The 18,191-nt window shown below is 70.4% G+C and carries 9 protein-coding genes; 5 read left to right on the top strand and 4 right to left on the bottom strand.

All coding sequences use genetic code 11. From position 1 onward, the window contains the following. Positions 1-14: 14 nt before the first annotated feature. Positions 15-500 carry a hypothetical protein gene (locus tag LV75_RS25610; protein ID WP_253889567.1) on the bottom strand — a complete coding sequence of 162 codons (486 nt, stop codon included), beginning with the start codon at positions 498-500 and terminating at the stop codon, positions 15-17. A 795-nt stretch (positions 501-1,295) separates the two neighbouring features. On the opposite strand from LV75_RS25610, the gene LV75_RS25605 reads away from it, so the two are divergent. From LV75_RS25605 to LV75_RS25590, 4 genes are all read left to right on the top strand, one after another. Next, complete coding sequence (locus tag LV75_RS25605) at positions 1,296-3,212, top strand: NACHT domain-containing protein (RefSeq protein ID WP_253889566.1); 1,917 nt, start codon at positions 1,296-1,298, stop codon at positions 3,210-3,212. 242 nt (positions 3,213-3,454) lie between these two features. Further along, a complete protein-coding gene (locus LV75_RS25600) occupies positions 3,455-5,566 on the top strand; it encodes a tetratricopeptide repeat protein (protein ID WP_253889565.1) in 2,112 nt (703 codons plus the stop codon). Between the two features lie 242 nt (positions 5,567-5,808). Then, a complete protein-coding gene (locus tag LV75_RS25595) occupies positions 5,809-6,393 on the top strand; it encodes a DinB family protein (RefSeq protein WP_253889564.1) in 585 nt (194 codons plus the stop codon). Positions 6,394-6,563: 170 nt separating this feature from the next. Further along, entirely contained in the window at positions 6,564-7,061 is a 498-nt protein-coding gene (locus LV75_RS25590) for a hypothetical protein (protein WP_253889563.1), read from the top strand. 453 nt (positions 7,062-7,514) lie between these two features. Here LV75_RS25590 and LV75_RS25585 read toward each other — a convergent pair whose 3' ends face one another. Next, positions 7,515-9,116, bottom strand: coding sequence for an amidase family protein (locus tag LV75_RS25585; RefSeq protein ID WP_253889562.1), 1,602 nt, complete (start codon positions 9,114-9,116; stop codon positions 7,515-7,517). Between the two features lie 584 nt (positions 9,117-9,700). Then, a complete protein-coding gene (locus LV75_RS25580) occupies positions 9,701-12,484 on the bottom strand; it encodes a response regulator (protein WP_253889561.1) in 2,784 nt (927 codons plus the stop codon). Positions 12,485-13,266: 782 nt separating this feature from the next. Between LV75_RS25580 and LV75_RS25575 the strand changes: the two genes are divergently transcribed. After that, positions 13,267-14,139, top strand: coding sequence for a MerR family transcriptional regulator (locus LV75_RS25575; RefSeq protein WP_253889560.1), 873 nt, complete (start codon positions 13,267-13,269; stop codon positions 14,137-14,139). A 189-nt stretch (positions 14,140-14,328) separates the two neighbouring features. On the opposite strand, the gene LV75_RS25570 is transcribed toward LV75_RS25575, so the two are convergent. Continuing rightward, complete coding sequence (locus tag LV75_RS25570; RefSeq protein ID WP_253889559.1) at positions 14,329-17,901, bottom strand: protein kinase domain-containing protein; 3,573 nt, start codon at positions 17,899-17,901, stop codon at positions 14,329-14,331. Positions 17,902-18,191 lie beyond the last annotated feature (290 nt).

The following is an 18,191-nucleotide window of genomic DNA, read 5'->3' as shown; positions in this document are numbered from 1 at the left end:
TGATCGGTTTCCCCTCAGCCATCATGGTGGGCACCACTGTCTCGCGATTGGTCCGAAGCCAGTTCCTGTTCGAGGGCTTCCAGGAGAGTTTGTGCACGTTCAGCAGGGAACCCATGATTGGCGACAAGGTCGTCCACGATCTGCTGCACACTCGTCTCCCCTCGCACATCCTGCTGCTGTGCACGTCGCTTTCGGGTTAGCCGCCCCCACATCCGCCGGGTGGCCGACTTGGTCGCCTGTTCCACGGCGACACCAAGAACCTTGTCCAGAGCCCAGAAGATCCAGGGCGCGACGACCACTACGGTCTCGGCGAGCCCGGCTCCGGCAAGTGCCCCACCTGACTTGCGACTCGGCCGTCGCGGCAAGCCGCTACGACGCTGCCTCAGGTGCGCTTCGAACAGCATGTCGAAGGTGACCTGGTCCGCAGCCTCGTCCGGCGCGACCTTGGACAAGAGATCGAGGTACTGCTGCCTACGCTTCTGACGCTCATCGATGTCCACGGCCAGACAGTCGGCTGATCATCAGCGCCGTTAGCACGTTCTGCGAGGTTCCGCTGAAGATCAACCGATAGGCCCAAGCACGTGGCGGGGCACCTTGGCAAACACCCAAGGTTCCCAGGTCCCCACCGCCTGCACGCCCAACCCGCAGTGAGGCTACGTCAGTTTGCCGGTCTGTCCGGATCGATGTGCGCTCACCGCTGGACCGTCTGACCGGGATCGGGTTCGAGGGTCGCTGGCCCGGCAGCCTGCCGCGTGAGCAGGCACAGCGGCAAGATTGCGACCCTATCGGTGTCTGACTACGCCGCATTCCGCTTGCTCTCGATCCCGGGGATCTGGATGGCGCGGACGAAGGTGCGGGCGGCGCTCTCCACTTGTCACACTAGTCCCGCAGCACAGTCACCGGTCCGCCGCTGGCGAGCGCGAAGGCATAGTACGACGACCTGCCTCACAGACCGGATTCGGTGCGGGCGCCTGCTGACTCGCCAGGGTGACGCCCTTCGGACGTACCCGACCATGCACAGCGACACGCCTGACCTCGCTATAGAGTTTACCGACCAGCACGGGAAGACGAACCCGGGATTCTTGATCATGGACTGTTGCCGCCGGATCCGGCAACGTCCGGCTGTCTACGTACGCCCGACCCAGCAGTTGGCGAAGCAGGTGCACAGACCTCATATTGGGAGTGCTCGGCGCGCGTAGCGGAATGCGGACGTGGACCGATGGGCACGGTGGAGTCGGTTCTGGTGGGTGGAGTGGTGCGTGGACGATCCGGGGTCTTCAACACACAACAAGGTTGTGGCTGGGCACATCAGCGGGAACGTGGTGCAGGCTGGGGTTGTCGAGTCGGTGACGGTGGTTGCGGCTGCGCGTCCGCGGGATGAGGTGGAGGCGGTACTGGAGGTCGTGGCGGGGCTGTCGGGCGATCTTTGGCAGAGGACTAGTCATACCTGGGAGATCCATCCGGAAGCGCCGGTGCGGGTGTCGTGGAGCCGGGATGACGAGTTGTCGGTGGAGGATGAGCGGCCGCTGTTGTCCGAACCTGTGATCACGCGGCTGTACGAGGACCTCTTTGTCCGGGAGGGTCTGCGCCAGGTGATCTTGGTGGGTGAGGCTGGGGCGGGTAAGTCGAGTGCGATGCACTTGCTGTATAAGAAAGCGCTCGACGAGCGGGCCGACAAGGGGGACCCCCGTGCTCCGGTCCCGCTGTGGTTGACCATGAGCGATTGGGACCCAGCCAGCCTGGACCTGACGGCGTATGCGGTGCGGGAACTCCTCAGTCTGCCGGGACTGCGCCGCCGGGACGGTCTCACTCGGCGGATGGCGGAGCTCTTGGTCCGGCGGGGGCGGATTGCGCTGTTCCTCGACGGTCTGGACGAGATGCCTACTGGGCTGCGTGCCAAGGCGGCCGCTCAGGTCAATCGGGCCACACACGGTGGTACCCGGGTTGTGGTGAGCACCAGGCCCGGTAAACGCGGTGGTGACAAGGACATCGAGCGGTTCCGGTGGCCCGAAGTGGTTCGGTTGAACCCTGTGGATGTGCCGACCGCGGTGGAGTTCTTGCTGCACAAGCAGACCGGGCAGGACCGGCCCGCGTGGCGCGAGCTGGCCGACTACCTCACCGCGAACCCGGACAGCGCGTTGGCGAAGGCGTTGCGCACCCCGCTGACGATCAACTTGATACGGCATGCCTTCCCGCACGCGGGAAGCAGCCAAGAGAAGCCGCTCGACCTGGTGCGCGACGGCCTGGACACGCCCGCGAAGATCACGACCCGGTTGATGGGCCTGTTCCTGGACCGCGCCTACTCGACGGAGGGTGTGACCGGCCGGTTCCGCAGAGCCCGCAAGACCGCCCAGCACGCGCGAGAACGGGCGACCCTGGCCTGGCTCGCACGGCGCTTGGGCGCCAAGCGCGACATCGCCTGGTGGCGGATTCCCCTTGAGGTGGAGGTGGAATCGTTGCGGGTGAAGAGCGCGCTGTTGGTCGCCGTGCCGGTTTTGGCTGTCGTGCTGGCGGGGTCGGCCGTGTTCGGATGGCCGGAACCGTGGGGTCTGGCCGCTGTTCCCGTCGGTGTCGCCTGCCTGGTCACCTTCCGGATTGTCCCGCGCGCGGTGCTCCGGGCGCCCGCGACGCTGGCCTGGACCGGTCCGTCTCCCGCGGACCTGCGGCACACCACCAGGGTCTGGCTGCTGGGAGGCCTCCTGTTCGGCGGCATGGCGGTGGTATCCAGCGGCAACTGGTGGGCGATGGTCGCGATCGCGGGCATGTTCGTGGTGATGGGCCTGCTTGGCGCCGGATACGGGCAGGGCGTGTCCGGCGGTCTGCTCGGCTCGGCGACCAGGGATCTGACCGACTCGCCCAGCGTGACCCCGCACAACGCGTTCCGCGCCGACCGTCGCCGCACGGTGGTCGCCGCCGCGGTCGGCGCCGTCGCCGCGTGCGCGATGTGCGCCCCGCTCGGCCTGTTCGACGACTCGGTGGCGTCCGGGCTCGTGTGGGGTGTGGGCATGGGCTTCACCGGGGGCTGGGTGTCCGGCCTGGGACCTGCCTGGTTGCTGGTCGTGGCGCGTCCGTCGTTCAAGGGTCCCGCACGGCCCTACCGGTTCACGCCGACTCTCCGGTCAGCGCTGGACAAACAGGTGCTGCGACAGGCCGGTCTCGTGTACCAGTTCCGGCACGCCGAGTTGCAGGTCTACCTCCAGCGCAGCGGGTGAACCCCGAGGGGTGGGCGACATTCGGCTTGTCGTGACAAATACCGGTCACGGGAGGATCCAGACATTGTTCGACACCGACCAGACCGAATCCCGCTGACCACACCGGAAGCGTTCGCGGACATTACTGCGAACGGGCGCGGTCCGACTGGGTCGTGTCGCCCCCTCCCTCGCGCGGAAGGTGGTCGGCCCGCTCCGACCTCCGCTACCGTTGGCCAACGCGAAGCCTCGGGAGTGGACGGACGATGGATAGCGGATCCAAGTCGAGTAACACCATTTCCGGTGCCACCAACAATGCCGTGCAGATAGGTGAGGTGCGCGGCGACTTCCATTTCCACGCCGTCGCGCCCGCCACGTTCCCCGTGCCGAGGCAATTGCCACCCGATGTGCCCGGGTTCATCAACCAGGAAGCGCACCTGTCCCGGCTGAGCGCCTGGCTGCGGCCCTCCGCGCAGCGGGCGCCGCTGGTCCAGGTGATCGCCGGGGTCGGCGGCGTCGGCAAGACCTCGCTGGTCACGCACTGGGCGCACCGGGTGCGCGACTGGTTCTCCGACGGGGACCTGTTCGTCGACCTGCACGGCTACCACCCGGACCGCGTCGTCAGCGCCGGGGCGGCGTTGAGCGCGATGCTCCGCGCGCTCAACGTCTCCGGCGACCGGATACCGACGACCGTGGACGCCATGTCCGGTCTCTACCGCTCCTTGTTGCACGAGCGGCGAGTGCTCGTCTTCCTCGACAACGCCTCCTCGGTGGAACAAGTGCGACCGCTGTTGCCCGGGAGCCCGAGCTGTAGGGTCGTGATCACCAGCCGTAGCCAACTGGGCGGGCTCGTCGTGCGAAACGGGGCGCACTGCATGCCACTGGACGTGTTGTCGCACGAGCACGCGACAAGCCTCCTACGCCGGGTGATCGGTGACCGCGCGGTAGCGGAACCGGGGGCGGTCGACCAGCTCGCGGGCTATTGCGGCTACCTGCCCTTGGCTTTGCACATCGCGGCGGAGCAGCTCGTCGCCAGACCGGGGGCGCGGGTCTCCGATCTGGTGGCCGAGCTGACCGACGAGCGCGAACGCCTCGACGTGCTGGCGACTCCCGGCGACGAGTCCTCGGCCGTGCGCGCCGTCTTCGCGCTGTCCTACGGGGCGCTCCCGGCCGCGGCCGCTCGCGCGTACCGCCTGCTCGGCTTCTTCGCCGGTCAGGACATCGGCCTGCCCGCGGCGGCGGCGCTCCTCGGTCTCGGTGCCGGGCAAACCCGCCGCGTGTTGGCCGAGCTGACCTCCGTGCACCTGCTCACCGAGAAGGACAACCAGCGCTACCAGCTGCACGACCTGCTGAGACTGCACGCCGCCGAACGCGCGGAGATCGACGAGCCCGCCGACGAGCGCAGCGCCGCTCTATCGCGCCTGATGACCTGGTACGCCCACGCCACCAGGGCCGCGGTGCGCGAGATCATCCCGTTCTTCTCCCAGATACCGGTGGAACTCGCGCGGACGGCGACCCCGGTGCCCGACTTCCCCGACCGCGCGGCGGCCCTCGCCTGGAGCGACTTGGAGCTGCCCAACCTGACAGCCGGGATCCGCCAAGCCGCGGCACTTGGCGACCACGAGCAGGTGTGGCGGTTGGCGGTGCTGATGTTCGGCATCCTGCTCGTCCGCAGGCCGCACGCGGACTGGTTGGCCACGCACGAGGCGGGCCTGGTGTCGGCGCGTGCCTGCGGGGAGATCGCCGCCCAGGCGTGGCTGCTCACCAGTGTGGCCATCGCCGAGCGCGAGTTGCGCGACCCCGAGCGCGCGCTGGGGCACGTGGAGCAGGCCCTCGAGTGCTGGCGCGCCGACGGCACCCGGTGGGGTGTCGCGTGGGCCCTGCGCGACACCGCGGCAACCCACCACCAGCTCGGGCGGCACGCCGAGGCCATCGCCATGTTCGAGCAGGCGCTGGCGATGCACAGGGCGGACGGCGACACGTGGGGTGAGGCGACGGCTCTCGCGGGACTGACGAAGGCGCACGTGGGCAACGGCGAGCTGGACACGGCCCTCGCTGAATCGCGGCGGGCGCTGCACATCCGACGCGAGCACGAGGACAGTCGCAACATCGGCCAGGCCCTCAACGACGTCGGTCGCGTCCACTTGGCGATGCGGGACTTCCAGGAGGCCATCGAGTGCGCCGAACAGGGCTTGGACCTGCTCGTCGCCACCGATTACTGGCACGGCCAGGCGATCTCCCACGAGCTGCTCGGTGACGCCCTGCACGGCGCGGGCCGTCGGGAGGAAGCCTTGGCGCGGTGGCGAATGGCGGCCGACCTCTACGGGTCACTCGGCGATCCACACGCGAACGAGGTGCGGGCGCGGCTGTCGAGCTGACCGTGTCCCCGCTCAGCGGCAGGCGTACCCGCGGGTGTTGCGCCCGCGCTGAAGCGAGACTGGGGATTCATGTCTACTTGACCCAGTCGTCAGATGCGACCCTTGCGGGCAGGGCTGGCCGTCGGCCGGGTACTCGATCTGGCGGGGCGATGGCGTGGGGCCCACAACCGCACCAGATCCACCAGCGCGCAGCGGCCCGGTCTGGTTGAGTCGGCCTGCGGAGCATGACAGGCTCATGTCCCGTGATCGATGACTTCGCGAAACAGTACCTGCACAGCGACCTGCGGGAGGTCCGCGAGACGATGCTCTGGAAGCTCGACTGGCTCGGCGAGTACGACATCCGACGTCCCCTGACGGCGACGGGGACCAACCTCCTCGGCCTGGTCAAGCACCTGTCGCTGTCGGAGTCCAGGTACTTCGGCGAGGTCTTCGACCGGCCCTACCCCGAACCCCTCCCCCGCTGGGACGACACCGGGCAACGCGGCACCGACATGTGGGCCACCGAACACGAGACCCGCGAGGAGATCGTCGACCGCTACCGCCGGGTCTGGGAGCACTCCGACACCACGATCACCGCCCTCGCCATCGACGCCCCGGGCCACGTGCCCTGGTGGCCACGGCCCGACGTCATGCTGTTCAACGTGCTGGTCCACGTACTCACCGAAACCTGCAGGCACGCCGGACACGCCGACATCCTCCGTGAGCAACTGGACGGTGTGACAGGGATTGCGGCCGGAACCACGAACCCGCGGCACGACAAGGCCTTCTGGGAAGCCCGGACCGCGGAGATCGAGCGAGCCGCCACAGCAGCCACCGAACGGCGTTGAACGCCGCGCGGTGCACCCGTTCATCGAACGAGCGCACCCCACCAGCACTCCCAGCACGGTGCAGCGGAACACCAATCGACTCCACGCGAGCGCTCACCCAGCCGCACCATGTTCCGTGCGGCGGCCGCACGAAACATGGTGGCGGGCTACTTCCACCTACCATGCGGACCATGACCAGGGTCATGATCCAGCCGTCCTACGGCAAGCCGGCGACCCGCAGGCACTGGGCGGACACGCTCGACACTCCCGTCCAGTTCCGCGAACCACCCTATTTGGACACCCTCACCCCGGACGACCGAGCAGCCCTGTCGGAGACACACCCCGACGGCCAAGCAAGGTTCTGGGGCGCCACCGACAAGCACGACAAGCGCCTCGACACCCTGGGACCCGGTGACGTGGTGCTCCTGACCGGCCAACGGCACGTTCGGGCGATCGGATGGGTGGGCGCAATACTGCGCAACCACGCGTTCGCGCGGGCGCTGTGGACCCCCGATCCGCGGGACTGCTTGTGGAGCAACGTGTACAGCTTGCAGGAGTACCGAGCTACTTGGATCCCGTACGAGCGGATCTGGGCACTCCCCGGCTTCACCCCAGGCGACTACTTCATGGGATTGCGACTCCTCGATGAGGTCAAGAGCGGGGTCGTGTTGAGAGGGCTGGGACTCTGACCGGGCAATCCTCGACACCCGGTTGGGGGCGGTTCACTCCCAACCGAAGCACACCCGCACACAATCGTCCACAAAGGACTTCGCCGATGTGCGGTTCCCTGACACGAGCGGCGATCGCGGTACGCGTCGACCTGCTCCGGGGTCGGGTCGACCCCGGCCACGTCGGCGAACTCCTCCGGGTCCTCGTAGTCGGTGATGTCGGGGTCGGACCCCGTCGTGGCCGCCCCGTCGAGCGCGGTCTCCACCGCGGCCACCACATCCGGGTGCCCCAGGGGCAGGGGTCCGGGGATCCGGTCCAGCGCGCCGCCGACACTGGCCGCCACCAGGCGCACGTCGGTGCCCCGCGCCGCCAGTTCCTCGCGGCGCCGGGTGGTGCGCCGCATCCATTCCTCGTTGGCCGAGAGCGCGGGCGCGCCCGGGACGGCGTCGCACTGGGTCACACCCGACCAGGGGTCAGCGTGTGGTCGGCAGGTAGCGCGGGGTCTGCCTGGCGTTGGTGGCCTGCTCGAAGGCGTAGGCGTATCCGATCAGGTGCGCGTCGCTGGATCGGGTGCCGATGAAGGACAGGCCCAGGGGCAGGCCGTTCGCGGCGTAGCCCGCGGGGACGGTGATGTGGGGGTAGCCCGCCGCCGCGGCGTGGGTGGTCGTCTTGGCGAAGGGGGCGCTGTCGCGTTCGCGACCGATGACCGGCGCCGGGAGCGAGGTCGGGGTGACGATCGCGTCGAGGCGGTGTCGCACCAGCGGGTCGTCGATCGCCCGCCGAGCCGCGCCGGTGGCCGCCTCGCGGTGGGCCCGGTAGGCCGGTGCGCTCAGGTCGCCGTCGGTCTTGTCGGCCATGTCGAACAGCAGGTGGTCGTGCCCGTCGGGGTGGCGGTCGTAGAAGTCGATCAACTCGCGCAGGTTCCTCGGGTGCCTGCCCGGCGTGGCGCCCAGGTAGGCGTTGAGGTCGTGCTTGAACTCGGTCAGCACCGCGGGCAGCATGTGCTCGGTCGTCACCTCCCCCAGGTCCGGCACGTCCGCGCCCTCCACCACGGTGGCACCCAGGTCGCGCAGTCGGCGCACGGCCGCGTCGAAGACCCGGTCCACGTCGGCGTCGACCCCGACGTGCCCCTCCCGCCACAGGCCGATGCGCTTGCCCCGCAACGCGTCCCGCCGCAAGACGGTGCGGGGGTCGCTCGGCAGGGTGCCCGCCGCGGCCGCGGTATCGGGGTCGGCGGGGTCGGCGCCCTGGATCGCCCACAGCGTCAACGCCGCGTCGGTGACGGTGCGCGCGAGCGGCCCCGGCGTGTCGTGGCGCGAGGTGATCGGCACGATCCCGGTGCGGCTCACCAGCCCGAGGGTGGGCCTGATCCCCACGGTCGAGGTCGCGCTCGCCGGGTACACGACCGACCCGTCGGTGTCCGTGCCGATCGCCACCGCGGCCAGCCCCGCCGCCGCGGACGCCGCCGAGCCGCTCGACGAACCCGACGCGCTGCGGTCCAGGACGTAGGGGTTGTGCGTCTGGCCGCCGACCGCGCTCCAGCCGTCCACCAGGTCGGACCCGCGGAAGTTCGACCACTCGGACTGGTTGGCCTTGCCCAGGATCACGGCACCCGCGGCCCGCAGCCGCGACACCAGGAAGGCGTCCTCGGCGGGTTGGGCGCCGAGCAGCGCCGTGGCACCCGCGGTGGTCCCCTGGCGGTCCGCGGTGTTCATGTTCTCCTTCAGCAGCACCGGGATTCCCTCCAGCGGCCCCCGGGCCCCGCGGGCGCGCCGGTGGGCGTCGCTGCGCCGCGCCATGGCGATCGCGTCCGGGTTGACCCGGACCACCGCGTTCAGGCGCGGGTTCAGCCGCTCGATCCGGTCCAGGTAGCCGCGGGTCACCTGCTCGGAGGTGAGCAGGCGCGCGTGCATGGCCGTCTGCAGGTCGACGACCGTGGCGCGCTCGAGCAACCCAGCGGGCACCGCGCCATGCCCCGCACCGGTCGAGGCCGCCGCGGGCGAGAGCGCACCCACCGCCAACGCCGTGGCGAGCCCGAGCACCGCGAAGCATCTCCTACGACCGTACACACCCATCGAGTTCCTCCAGCGCTGTGATGTCCACACAGGACGCGACGTGGCGTCGCGTCGGCAGGGAGGACGCTAGTTGGGCGTCGTGGGTGCGGGCGATCCCGCTAGGACCCGGACCGGTGGTAGTGCTGGCACTACTCGCCCACCTCGCGGTCTGGCAACGGCAGGGCTACGAGGGCGACCGCGGTGGATGTGGGGCGTGCTCTTGCTGCCACTGGTCCGGATGGCCCACCAGCCGGGGTGGGTAAGGGGAACGGATCCACTGGCCGTCCCCCTTCGCGCACCTGGCGCGTCCCGCTCACGGGCTGATTGCCCTCGACATCACGACACCCACGCCGGACCACACCTGAGGTGTCCCCGTCAGTGCGGCACGCGCGCGTCGATGAGGCGCAGCGATTGGCGGCCTCCAGTGGCTTTTACCTTGCCGTGTGGCGGCTGGCGCAGGGTTGAACACCTACCCCACTCCGCCGGGACACGGCTGCGCGGGCAAGACACCCGAACGGCGAGGCCTCCTGCGGTGCGGTCAGGCCCGCGCACGCGGCGGGGGTGAGCCTGACCGGTCGCGTTGCGCGCGGCCGGAACCGCGACGCCTAGGACTGGCCTACCCCGTGCCTGCCCAAGGGGTTTCGCGTGCGCTGGATCCACTTCTCCAGGGTGTTGCGCAGGACGACCGGGTCGACGGGCTTGGTCACGTAGTCGTCCATGCCCGCGTCCAGGCAGGCCTGCTTGTCCTCGGCCAAGGCGCCCGCGGTCATGGCGATGATCGGGGGTACCCCGGTCGCCTCGCCGCGGCGGCGCAGTTCGACCGTGGCGGTGAGACCGTCCATCTCCGGCATCTGGCAGTCCATCAGGATCGCCGCGTAGGGCTTGGTCCCGACCAGGCGGAGCACTTCGAGGCCGTTGTCGGCGACGTCGACCTGGTAGCCGAGCTTGGTCAGGATGCCGACCGCGACCATCTGGTTGATCTCGTTGTCCTCGGCGAGCAGGATCATCTCCCCGTTCACCTCGGAACTGCCGCGCTGGACGGGGAAGGACGTGGCCCCGGTGGCCGGTCCCGCGGGTGGGTCGAGCAGCCCGACCAGGCAGTTGTAGAGCTGGGAGGGGTTGATCGGTTTGGGCAGCACCGCGCTGGCACCCGCCTCGATGGCCCGCTGGTCGTCCTGGTAGGACCCGGAGGTCAGCAGCACGGTGCCGATGTGCGCCAGGTCGGCGTCGGCCGCGATCTCGGCGACCAGGTCGAGCCCGCGGCGGTTCGCCACGTGCTGGTTGATCACGACCACGTCGAACGGCTCGCGCGGTTCGGCGGCGCGGAGCCGGTCGAGCATGCTGGTCAGGTCCGTCTCCGAGGTCAGGACCATGCCCCAGGCCCAGCTGTGCCGGGTGATCAGGTCGCGGGTCGTGGGGTTGTCGTCGAGCAGCAGCAACCGGCGTCCCGCCAAGTGCTGGGACGCGGGCGCGTCCGCCTCGGGCGCGCGGTCGAACGGCATCGTGAAGCTGAACCGGCTGCCGCGGCCCGGTTCGCTGGCCACCTCCAGTTCGCCCCCCATGAGCCCGACGAGCTCCCGGGTGATGGCCAGGCCGAGTCCCGTCCCGCCGAAGCGGCGGTTCGCGGCGGTTTCCACCTGGGAGAACGGCTCGCACAGCGACGGCAGCTCCGCCACGGCGATGCCGATCCCGGTGTCCTCGACGGCGAAGCAGATGCGGACCCTGCCGTCCTCGTCGACCCCCTGCAGTTCCGCGCGCAGCACCACCGATCCCCGCTCGGTGAACTTGACCGCGTTGCCCAGCAGGTTGAGCAGCACCTGCCGCAGCCTGCCCGCGTCGCCGCGCAGCCTGATGGGCAGCTCCGGCGGGTAGTGGCCGACCACCTCGATGTCCTTGTCGCGCGCGGCCTCCACCGCGGCGTGCACGACCTCGCCGAGCACCTGGTCCATGGCGAACTCGGTCTCCACCAGCTCGACCTTGCCCGCCTCCGCCTTGGAGAAGTCCAGGATGTCGTTGATGATCGTCAGCAGCGCTCGGCCCGAGGCGCGGATCGACTGGGCGTAGCGCTGCTGCGAGGCGTCCAGCGGGGTGTCCAGCAGCAGGTCGGTCAACCCGATGACGCCGTTCATCGGGGTGCGGATCTCGTGGCTGACCATCGCGACGAACTGCGACTTCACCCGCACCGCCGCCAGCGCTTCGTCCCGCGCGGCCGCCAGCGCCTGTTCGGCCTCACGGCGCTCGCTGGTGTCGCGGATGGCCGCCGAGACCAGCACCCCCTGGTCGGTCGCCAGGGGGGCCAGGCTGATCTCGACCGGGAACTGGCTGCCGTCGCTGCGCTGGCCGACCAGTTCCAGGCCCACGCCCATTCCCCGGTGCGACGGCGAGGTGAGGTACTCGTGCCGGTTGCGCACGTGGTCCCGGCGGAACTGCTCCGGGATCAGCACCTCGACGGGTTTGCCGACCAGCTCGTCGGCCCGGTAGCGGAACAGCCGTTCCGTCTGCTGGTTGACCAACGTGATGAGGCCCCGCTCGTCGACGATGACCATCGCGTCCGGCGCGCCGAGCACCAGGCGGTGGAACCGCTGCTCGCCCTCGAAGGGGACCGCCTCGGCGGTGGGCCGCGACCTCCCGTTCGCGTGGGCGAGTGTCGCGAGCGGCACCACCACCAGCAGGGCGGCAGCGGGGACCGCGGCATCGACCACGCCGACCGCCGCCAGCAGCGGGCCCGCCAGGAGCACCACCGCGGCAGCCGCCGAGCCGAACCTGTCCGCTGCCACCCGGTTCGGGCCAGCGGGGTTGCCGACCGCGGACAGGTCGGACCGAGCCGCCAGGACGGCTACCCAGACCGCGACGACACCCACTCCCGCCGGGAGCGACATCGCGTGCCCGTCGGCGACCACGGCTACCGCCGCCACCACGGCGGCGGCGGTCGAGAGCGCGGTGTCGACGTCCAGGGCGATCACACCGCAGGCGGCCAGCGCGAGCGCCGCGGCCGCCACCGCGGGGGGAGCGCCGGTGCCCGCCGCCCAGGCCTGGACCCGGTCCGGGAACAGCAAGGCGTCGACGGTGGGGGGTTGACCGGCGACGGCCGCCACGAAGGCCACGGTGCAGGCGACGGCCACCACCGCCGCGATCGCCTGTCCCGTCCGCCGCCGGGCGGGCACACCACCGGTGGGCGCGACCAAACACAGGGCGATCCCCAGGAGAACCAGGGAGATCGCGGTAATCGGGTCCACGACGACCCCATCGGGATCCAGTGCGGCGAGTGCCCTGGAATCCACCGCATATCCCACCAGAGCGATGGCACCGGCCGCGGTCAGAGCAGCCGTCGCGACGGTGCCCGTCCGCGGGAGACGGCGGTGCGCCGAGCTACGACCGGAATCATCCATGTGGTGAGTCTGGACCTCATTCCGTTGCCGCACCATCACCACATCGGGGAATTGACCGGCGCGCGGTTTCCCCGGGCGAGGGCGATGAGCCCGCCGCGGTGAGCGGATATCCAGGGACCGGCCACAGCGTTCGGTGTGCGGTGGAGTCCGACTCTGGTGAGTCCTAACAGGACGGAAGTTGGCCTGCGGGTGCCATCGCTTTCGCTTCTCCGCCAGCGCAATTTATCTGACCGAATCGGACATCAGTGGGGGAAGCGGCAGCCACCACGCCGGTCTGGCGCGCCGAGCCGGAAGTCGCGCAGAAGTCCCCGCCGCCGGACATCCACACTCCCGGCGACCTCTTATCGGCACTCCACTTCCGCCACGCTGCGCAACAGAAATGCAACGGTTTCGACGAAAATACACGCCGGGGTGTCATCAGAACGTGTGTATTGTCGAGCGGGCCCGGCTGGCGGGGACTAGAACAATCCGTGTCAGGAGTTCACAGCGGGAATGCTCGGGGAGCGCAATGGATGCTGGACTGCTTGGCATCGTGATCACTCTTCTCCAGCAGGTCCTGGGGGCGGTTGTCGGTTCCTAACCCAGGGCTCGGTGGAGGCTCTGCGATGTGGCCGAACGTCGCAGAGCCTCCGCGCCGTCCAAGCCCACCGGGCAGGCGTCAACCGCGATCCGATCCCGCTCGGGGGTCGGTTGCCGCCGCACACATGTCGAGTCGAAGCTGGAGAGATGATCCGTAGCTTTTCCGCGCCAGGGACCCCGCACACCCTGGGACGCCCACCTCTATGAACATCGAACACGAGGAGCCGGACTCCCTTTTCGCCCAGGGGAAGGACCGGCAGCCAACGTGGACAGCGGGCCAGGTCGCCAGTCGTCTCGGAGTCACCGAGTCCACGCTCCGCTCCTGGCACCGCCGCTACGGCCTGGAACCGTACTCGGCGCGGCAGGGTGGGCAACGACGCTACAACCCCGAGGACCTGGTCCGGCTGACCCGGATGCGCGAACTCGTCGACAGAGGCATGCGCCCCTCGGCCGCCGCGAACCTGCTCCACGCAGCGGTAGCGCTCGGAGATGTGCACACCGCCGTGGTCGTGGCCGCCAAACGGTTGGACACCGCTACATGCGCGGACCTGCTGACCCAGACGATCCACCGATGGGGGGTCATGCGGACGTGGGACCGGGTCTGCAGGCCCGCACTGACCTCGGTCGAACGGGACCAGCGCAGCGATCCGGACTGCGTGGACGACGAACACGCCCTGTCCTGGTCCATGACGGTGGCACTGCACCGGGTCCACCGACCACTGCGACCAGCCTCCGTCATGCTGGCCTGCGCCCCGGGGGAACAGCACGCCCTCCCCGTCGAAGCCCTGGCGGCCGCGTTGGCGGAGAACGACGTGTCCGCTCAAGTCCTGGGAGCGGCCATGCCCACGCCCGCACTGGTGCGAGCGGTCACCTCGACCACACCCGAAGCCGTCGTGCTGTGGTCCCACCGCCGGGACCCCGAACACCACGTCGCCGCCTCGGCGGTCGCCGCCCTGGGTACGCGGCTGATCGTCGCGGGACCCGGCTGGCGGAGCGCGGTCGGCGGGTGGGACCAGCCGAGATCCCTGTCGAACGCGGTGACGATGTTGTGCGAACCCGACACCGTCGAGCAGTAGCGACGCGCACCGCCTGCCCATCTCATGCGACTGGGGACTCACTCACGAAGGCACGCGCAACCTCACCACGGTCACCTGTCCGCCCCACTCCCGGTTGCGCACCGACGTGGTGGTGAAGGAGAGATGCCGACGGGGTGTCGGTGGCTGGTGCGGGCATGGTCGAGTTGCCGTGGCGTCGTGCCCGCTCGATCACAGGGTCGCGAAGACGTCCATTCCGGAGAACCAGGTGGATTTGGCCGCGAAGCTGTGGTGGGTGATCCCTTGGACGATGCCGCGCAGTTCCTTCTCCCCGTAGCGGTCGGCGTGGTTCGCGGCGACTTCGAAGCGGACAGCGAAGTCGCCGTAGTTGGCGCGGGCCTCTGTCGGGGTGAACGAAGTGGTCTGACTGCCGGTGGGGCCGTACAAGGTGAGGTCTTCGCCCATCATCACCATGATGGCCACGCCGGGGTCCTCGAACCGGCCGTTCGGCCACTGGGTGCCTGGACCGGGCCGGTCATCGCACAGACCGAGGCTCGCGTCCCAGGGGTAGGCGGACACCCGGGGATCGTCGAGCCCGTCCACCGCCAGGCACGGGCGCAACCCGGCGGGCAGGGCACCGAACTGGATCGGGAAGCGCTGGGGCGACGCTGAACCCGGTTGCACGGCGTTGGCGATCGAGGTCAGCTTGGCCCTCACGTCGGGACCATCCGTGTCGGCCCGGACGGTGAACCAGGCGTTGTCCGCGTATCGCACCGCGACCACGGGCAGGTGGGACGTGATCCCGCCGACTTGGACCACATTCGGCGCGTCGAGCAGGTAGTACCCGGGCTTGCCCGACACCGTGACCGCCTCGCCGCTCAGGTACGGGGTCGCGTTGAGAACGCCTGGCGCGTACACCGCGATTTGAGCGAAGCCGTCCGTACCCGAGGGGGTCACCTCCCGGACGGTGGCCGTCGTGTTGGTGGCGGTGACCGCGGTGTAGCCGAACCGGAATCCCTTGGGCAGGCTCGCGGCCACCGTCAGCCTCGTGGTCAGATCAATGGCACCCGGGGCCGCTGGTGCCGCTGGTGCCGGTCGCGAAGTCGTCGACGTCCCCGTGGGCGTCGTGGTCCGCGGAGCACCCGGCGGTGGTGCCGCGGTGCCGTGCTGGCCCTGGTCGGCGGTCAGCGCGAGGACCAACGCCACCGCCATGACCACGGAGGTGACGCCCACCCGGGCAGTACGCCGTCTGATCCGGATCCGCCGCCGCGCCCGCGGTGGCGCGACGATCACCGGACGTGGTTCGGGATCCGCCCAGGCGCGGTGAGCGTGCTTGAGTTCGCGGCGGACACGGGTGCCGATCGCCGCGCGGCGGGTGAGCACGTGCAGTGGTGCGGTGGCCAGGTCGGCCGCCGTCGCCAGGCCGAGTTCGCGGGTCACGACGACAGCCCGGGGTGACAGACCGGACGCCGCGAGCGCGGTGGTGGGGGTGACCTCGACCGGTGGTGCGACCACCACCGGCTCCGCGGACTCCGGTGCCGTGAACACCCGCTGCCACGCCCTGGTCAAGTCCCGCAGGTCGGCGAACCTGTGCGCCGCCTCGCGGTGCAGCGCGCGGCCGAAGAAGGCGGTGAGGCCGTCGCGGAGGGCGGGTTCGAACAGGTCCACGGCGATGGTCGGGACCTGGTCCGCGGTCATCCGGGGGTCGGTGAGGCCGTCACCCCAGACCGGGCGCGCGCCGGACGCCATCTCGTGCAGGGTGACCGCGGCGGCGTACCACTCGGCGTGGTCGTCGTAGTGGGGGCGGGCAGCGGTACCGAGGAACGGGTCGGCGTACAGGCGGGTGCCCGCGGTGGTGTCCAGGTCGGGGGCGTCGGCCAGGGAGAAGTCGAACAGCAGGAGCTGGGAGGCGCCGTCGGCGCGGCGGAACATGCCGAAGTTGTCCGGTTTCACGTCCCGGTGCCGGACGCCCTTGGCGGCCAACTGGTCCAGCGCGCGCAGCACGTCACCGCCGTAGCGCTCCAACTCGCGGCGGTCGAGCCTGCCCTCGGTGCGCAGCCGCGCGCTGAGCGCGGTCTCGCCCGCGAACTCCAGGTCCAGGGTGGTGCGCCCGCCCAGCACCCGCGGGCCGTCGAGCAGGCGGACCACCATGCCGCCGCCGACCACGCGCAGGATCGCCGCCTCGGCGCGCAGCCGCTGGGCGCGCTCCTCGTCCAGCGCGATCTTGAACACCCGCCGGTCGGTGCCGTGGCCGACCAGCAGCGCCTGTGCGGTCGACCCGGTGCCCAGAACCCGCTCGACGACCCAGTCCCGGTCGACCACCTGGCCAGGGGCGGCGGTGAGCGGGTCGGCGGCCATGGTGGAGGCGGCGGTCCGCGTCACGGCGTCGAGCCGCTCCAGGAACGCCGGGACGGAGTCGAGCCGATCGACCACGTCGGCCCGGGTGGCGTGGTGGACCAGGTCCTCGAGGGCGGGCACGGCGCCGGGCACCCGCAGCCCGCCGTCGGCCATCAGCCTGGCCAGCAGGCCGTCCCGGTCCGGGGCCGGGGGCTCGCCGGTGAGCAGCAGGTGCGCGAGGGCGCCGAGACCGAACACGTCCAGCGCGACCGGATCGGCGTCCGGCAGGTCGAATTCCGGCGCCAGGTAGGGCCGCACCCCGTCCGCCCACGGCTTGCCGTCGAGCACCGTCGGGGTCAACGAGGTCAACCCGCTCACCTCGGCCGAGCGCGCCGCGGTCTGCCAATCGATCACCCGCAGGACCGGCACCGCCTCGTCGGACACGTGCACCGACCGGGCGGCCAGCGCCCGGTGGTGCAGCGAGTGGCTGTGCGCGTACCTCAGCGCCTCGGCCAGTTGGCGAACCAGGTCGAGCCGCCGCGCCTGCCCGGCGGCCGGGTGCAGGTCGAGCCACGTGTCCAACCGCAGGTCCGCCTCGTGGTGGCGGAACAGGATCGCGTGCCCGCCCCGGTGCTCCCCGAACTGCGCGGCCTGCGCGATCCCCCGGTGCACGACCCCCCGCAGCACCTGGTACTCGCGCCGCGCCGCGCGCTCGACGTCCTGCCGGGCCTGCGCGCCCGCGTGGGCCGCCGCGAAGTACACCCGGAGCCTGCCCACCTCCCGCACCGGTGTGCCGCGCCGCGCGAGCCGGTCCTCCCACCCGGGACCGGTGTCCAACGGCCGGGGGTCGAGCACCCAGTCGTCACCGAACCGCAGGTGCGCGGTGGACGCCTCGACGCCGATCTGCCGCATCAACCGCGGGAGCGTGCGCGCGGCGAACTCCTCGGACAGGGAGCCGGGCAGCGACAGCAGGTCCCGCCAGATCCACGGCAGACCAGTGGAATCGTCGTCGCGCCCGTACACGTTGGTGCGCTGGACCTCGTCCAGCTCGGAACGCAGCCCGGCGGCGGAGAGGAAGACAGCGGGCTCGATGCGCGGGACCGGCGTGGTCACGCGCAGGTCCCTGGCCGCGCGGTCGAGGAGGATCTTGAGTTCTTTGGCCTTGCGGTCGACTTGGTGCAGGGGGTTGCGCAGCGCCCGCTTCCCGCCGCCGTCTTTGCGGAACACCCAGGTGGCGCCCCTGTTGGTGACGTGACCGAGGTGCGCTTTGAGCTCGACCAGGTACAGCCCGCCCGGGGCCGCGACGAACAGGTCGCACTCGTTGATCCGGCCCGACACGGCGGTGAAGCTGAAGGTGGCCCAGGCGGCGTAGGGGCCCGCATCGGGTAAGAGCCGCCGTAAGTGGTCCAGCCCTTCACGTTCCCACGCGTACTCGGACGGGCTCTCCTGGAACCACCGACCGACCACTCGTCCGCTCCCCTTGCCCCGCCACCCCGACGGCCCAGCCAGCGTACTGGGTACTGTCCGCCCGCCGATCTCGGCCCGGGGCTTCCGGACGAGGTGTCGTGGTCAGGGGTACGGCGACAACCTCGACGGGTTGAGCCACGTCCGGGATGCCGTCGCCACGTCACTGACAAGGATGGGCGGCGAGGGGCGGTGGACTGCTCAGCACCTTGGCCGTACCCGAGAACGATCTCGAGGTGCTCGAGGCGGTGGTCGACCTCGACGACGACTTCTTGGAGCTGGGTGGGAACGCG

Origin of the sequence: Actinokineospora diospyrosa (assembly GCF_024171925.1) — a bacterium.
Taxonomy (GTDB): Bacteria; Actinomycetota; Actinomycetes; order Mycobacteriales; family Pseudonocardiaceae; genus Actinokineospora; species Actinokineospora diospyrosa.
This window is presented reverse-complemented; position numbering and strand designations above follow the sequence as displayed.

What these genes read in the sequence shown, in the direction of transcription:
- LV75_RS25600 (WP_253889565.1), top strand. Translation starts at nt 3,455, where the DNA reads ATGGATAGCGGATCCAAGTCGAGTAACACCATTTCCGGTGCCACCAAC.
- LV75_RS25590 (WP_253889563.1), top strand. Translation starts at nt 6,564, where the DNA reads ATGACCAGGGTCATGATCCAGCCGTCCTACGGCAAGCCGGCGACCCGC.
- LV75_RS25585 (WP_253889562.1), bottom strand. Translation starts at nt 9,116, where the DNA reads ATGGGTGTGTACGGTCGTAGGAGATGCTTCGCGGTGCTCGGGCTCGCC.
- LV75_RS25580 (WP_253889561.1), bottom strand. Translation starts at nt 12,484, where the DNA reads ATGGATGATTCCGGTCGTAGCTCGGCGCACCGCCGTCTCCCGCGGACG.
- LV75_RS25575 (WP_253889560.1), top strand. Translation starts at nt 13,267, where the DNA reads ATGAACATCGAACACGAGGAGCCGGACTCCCTTTTCGCCCAGGGGAAG.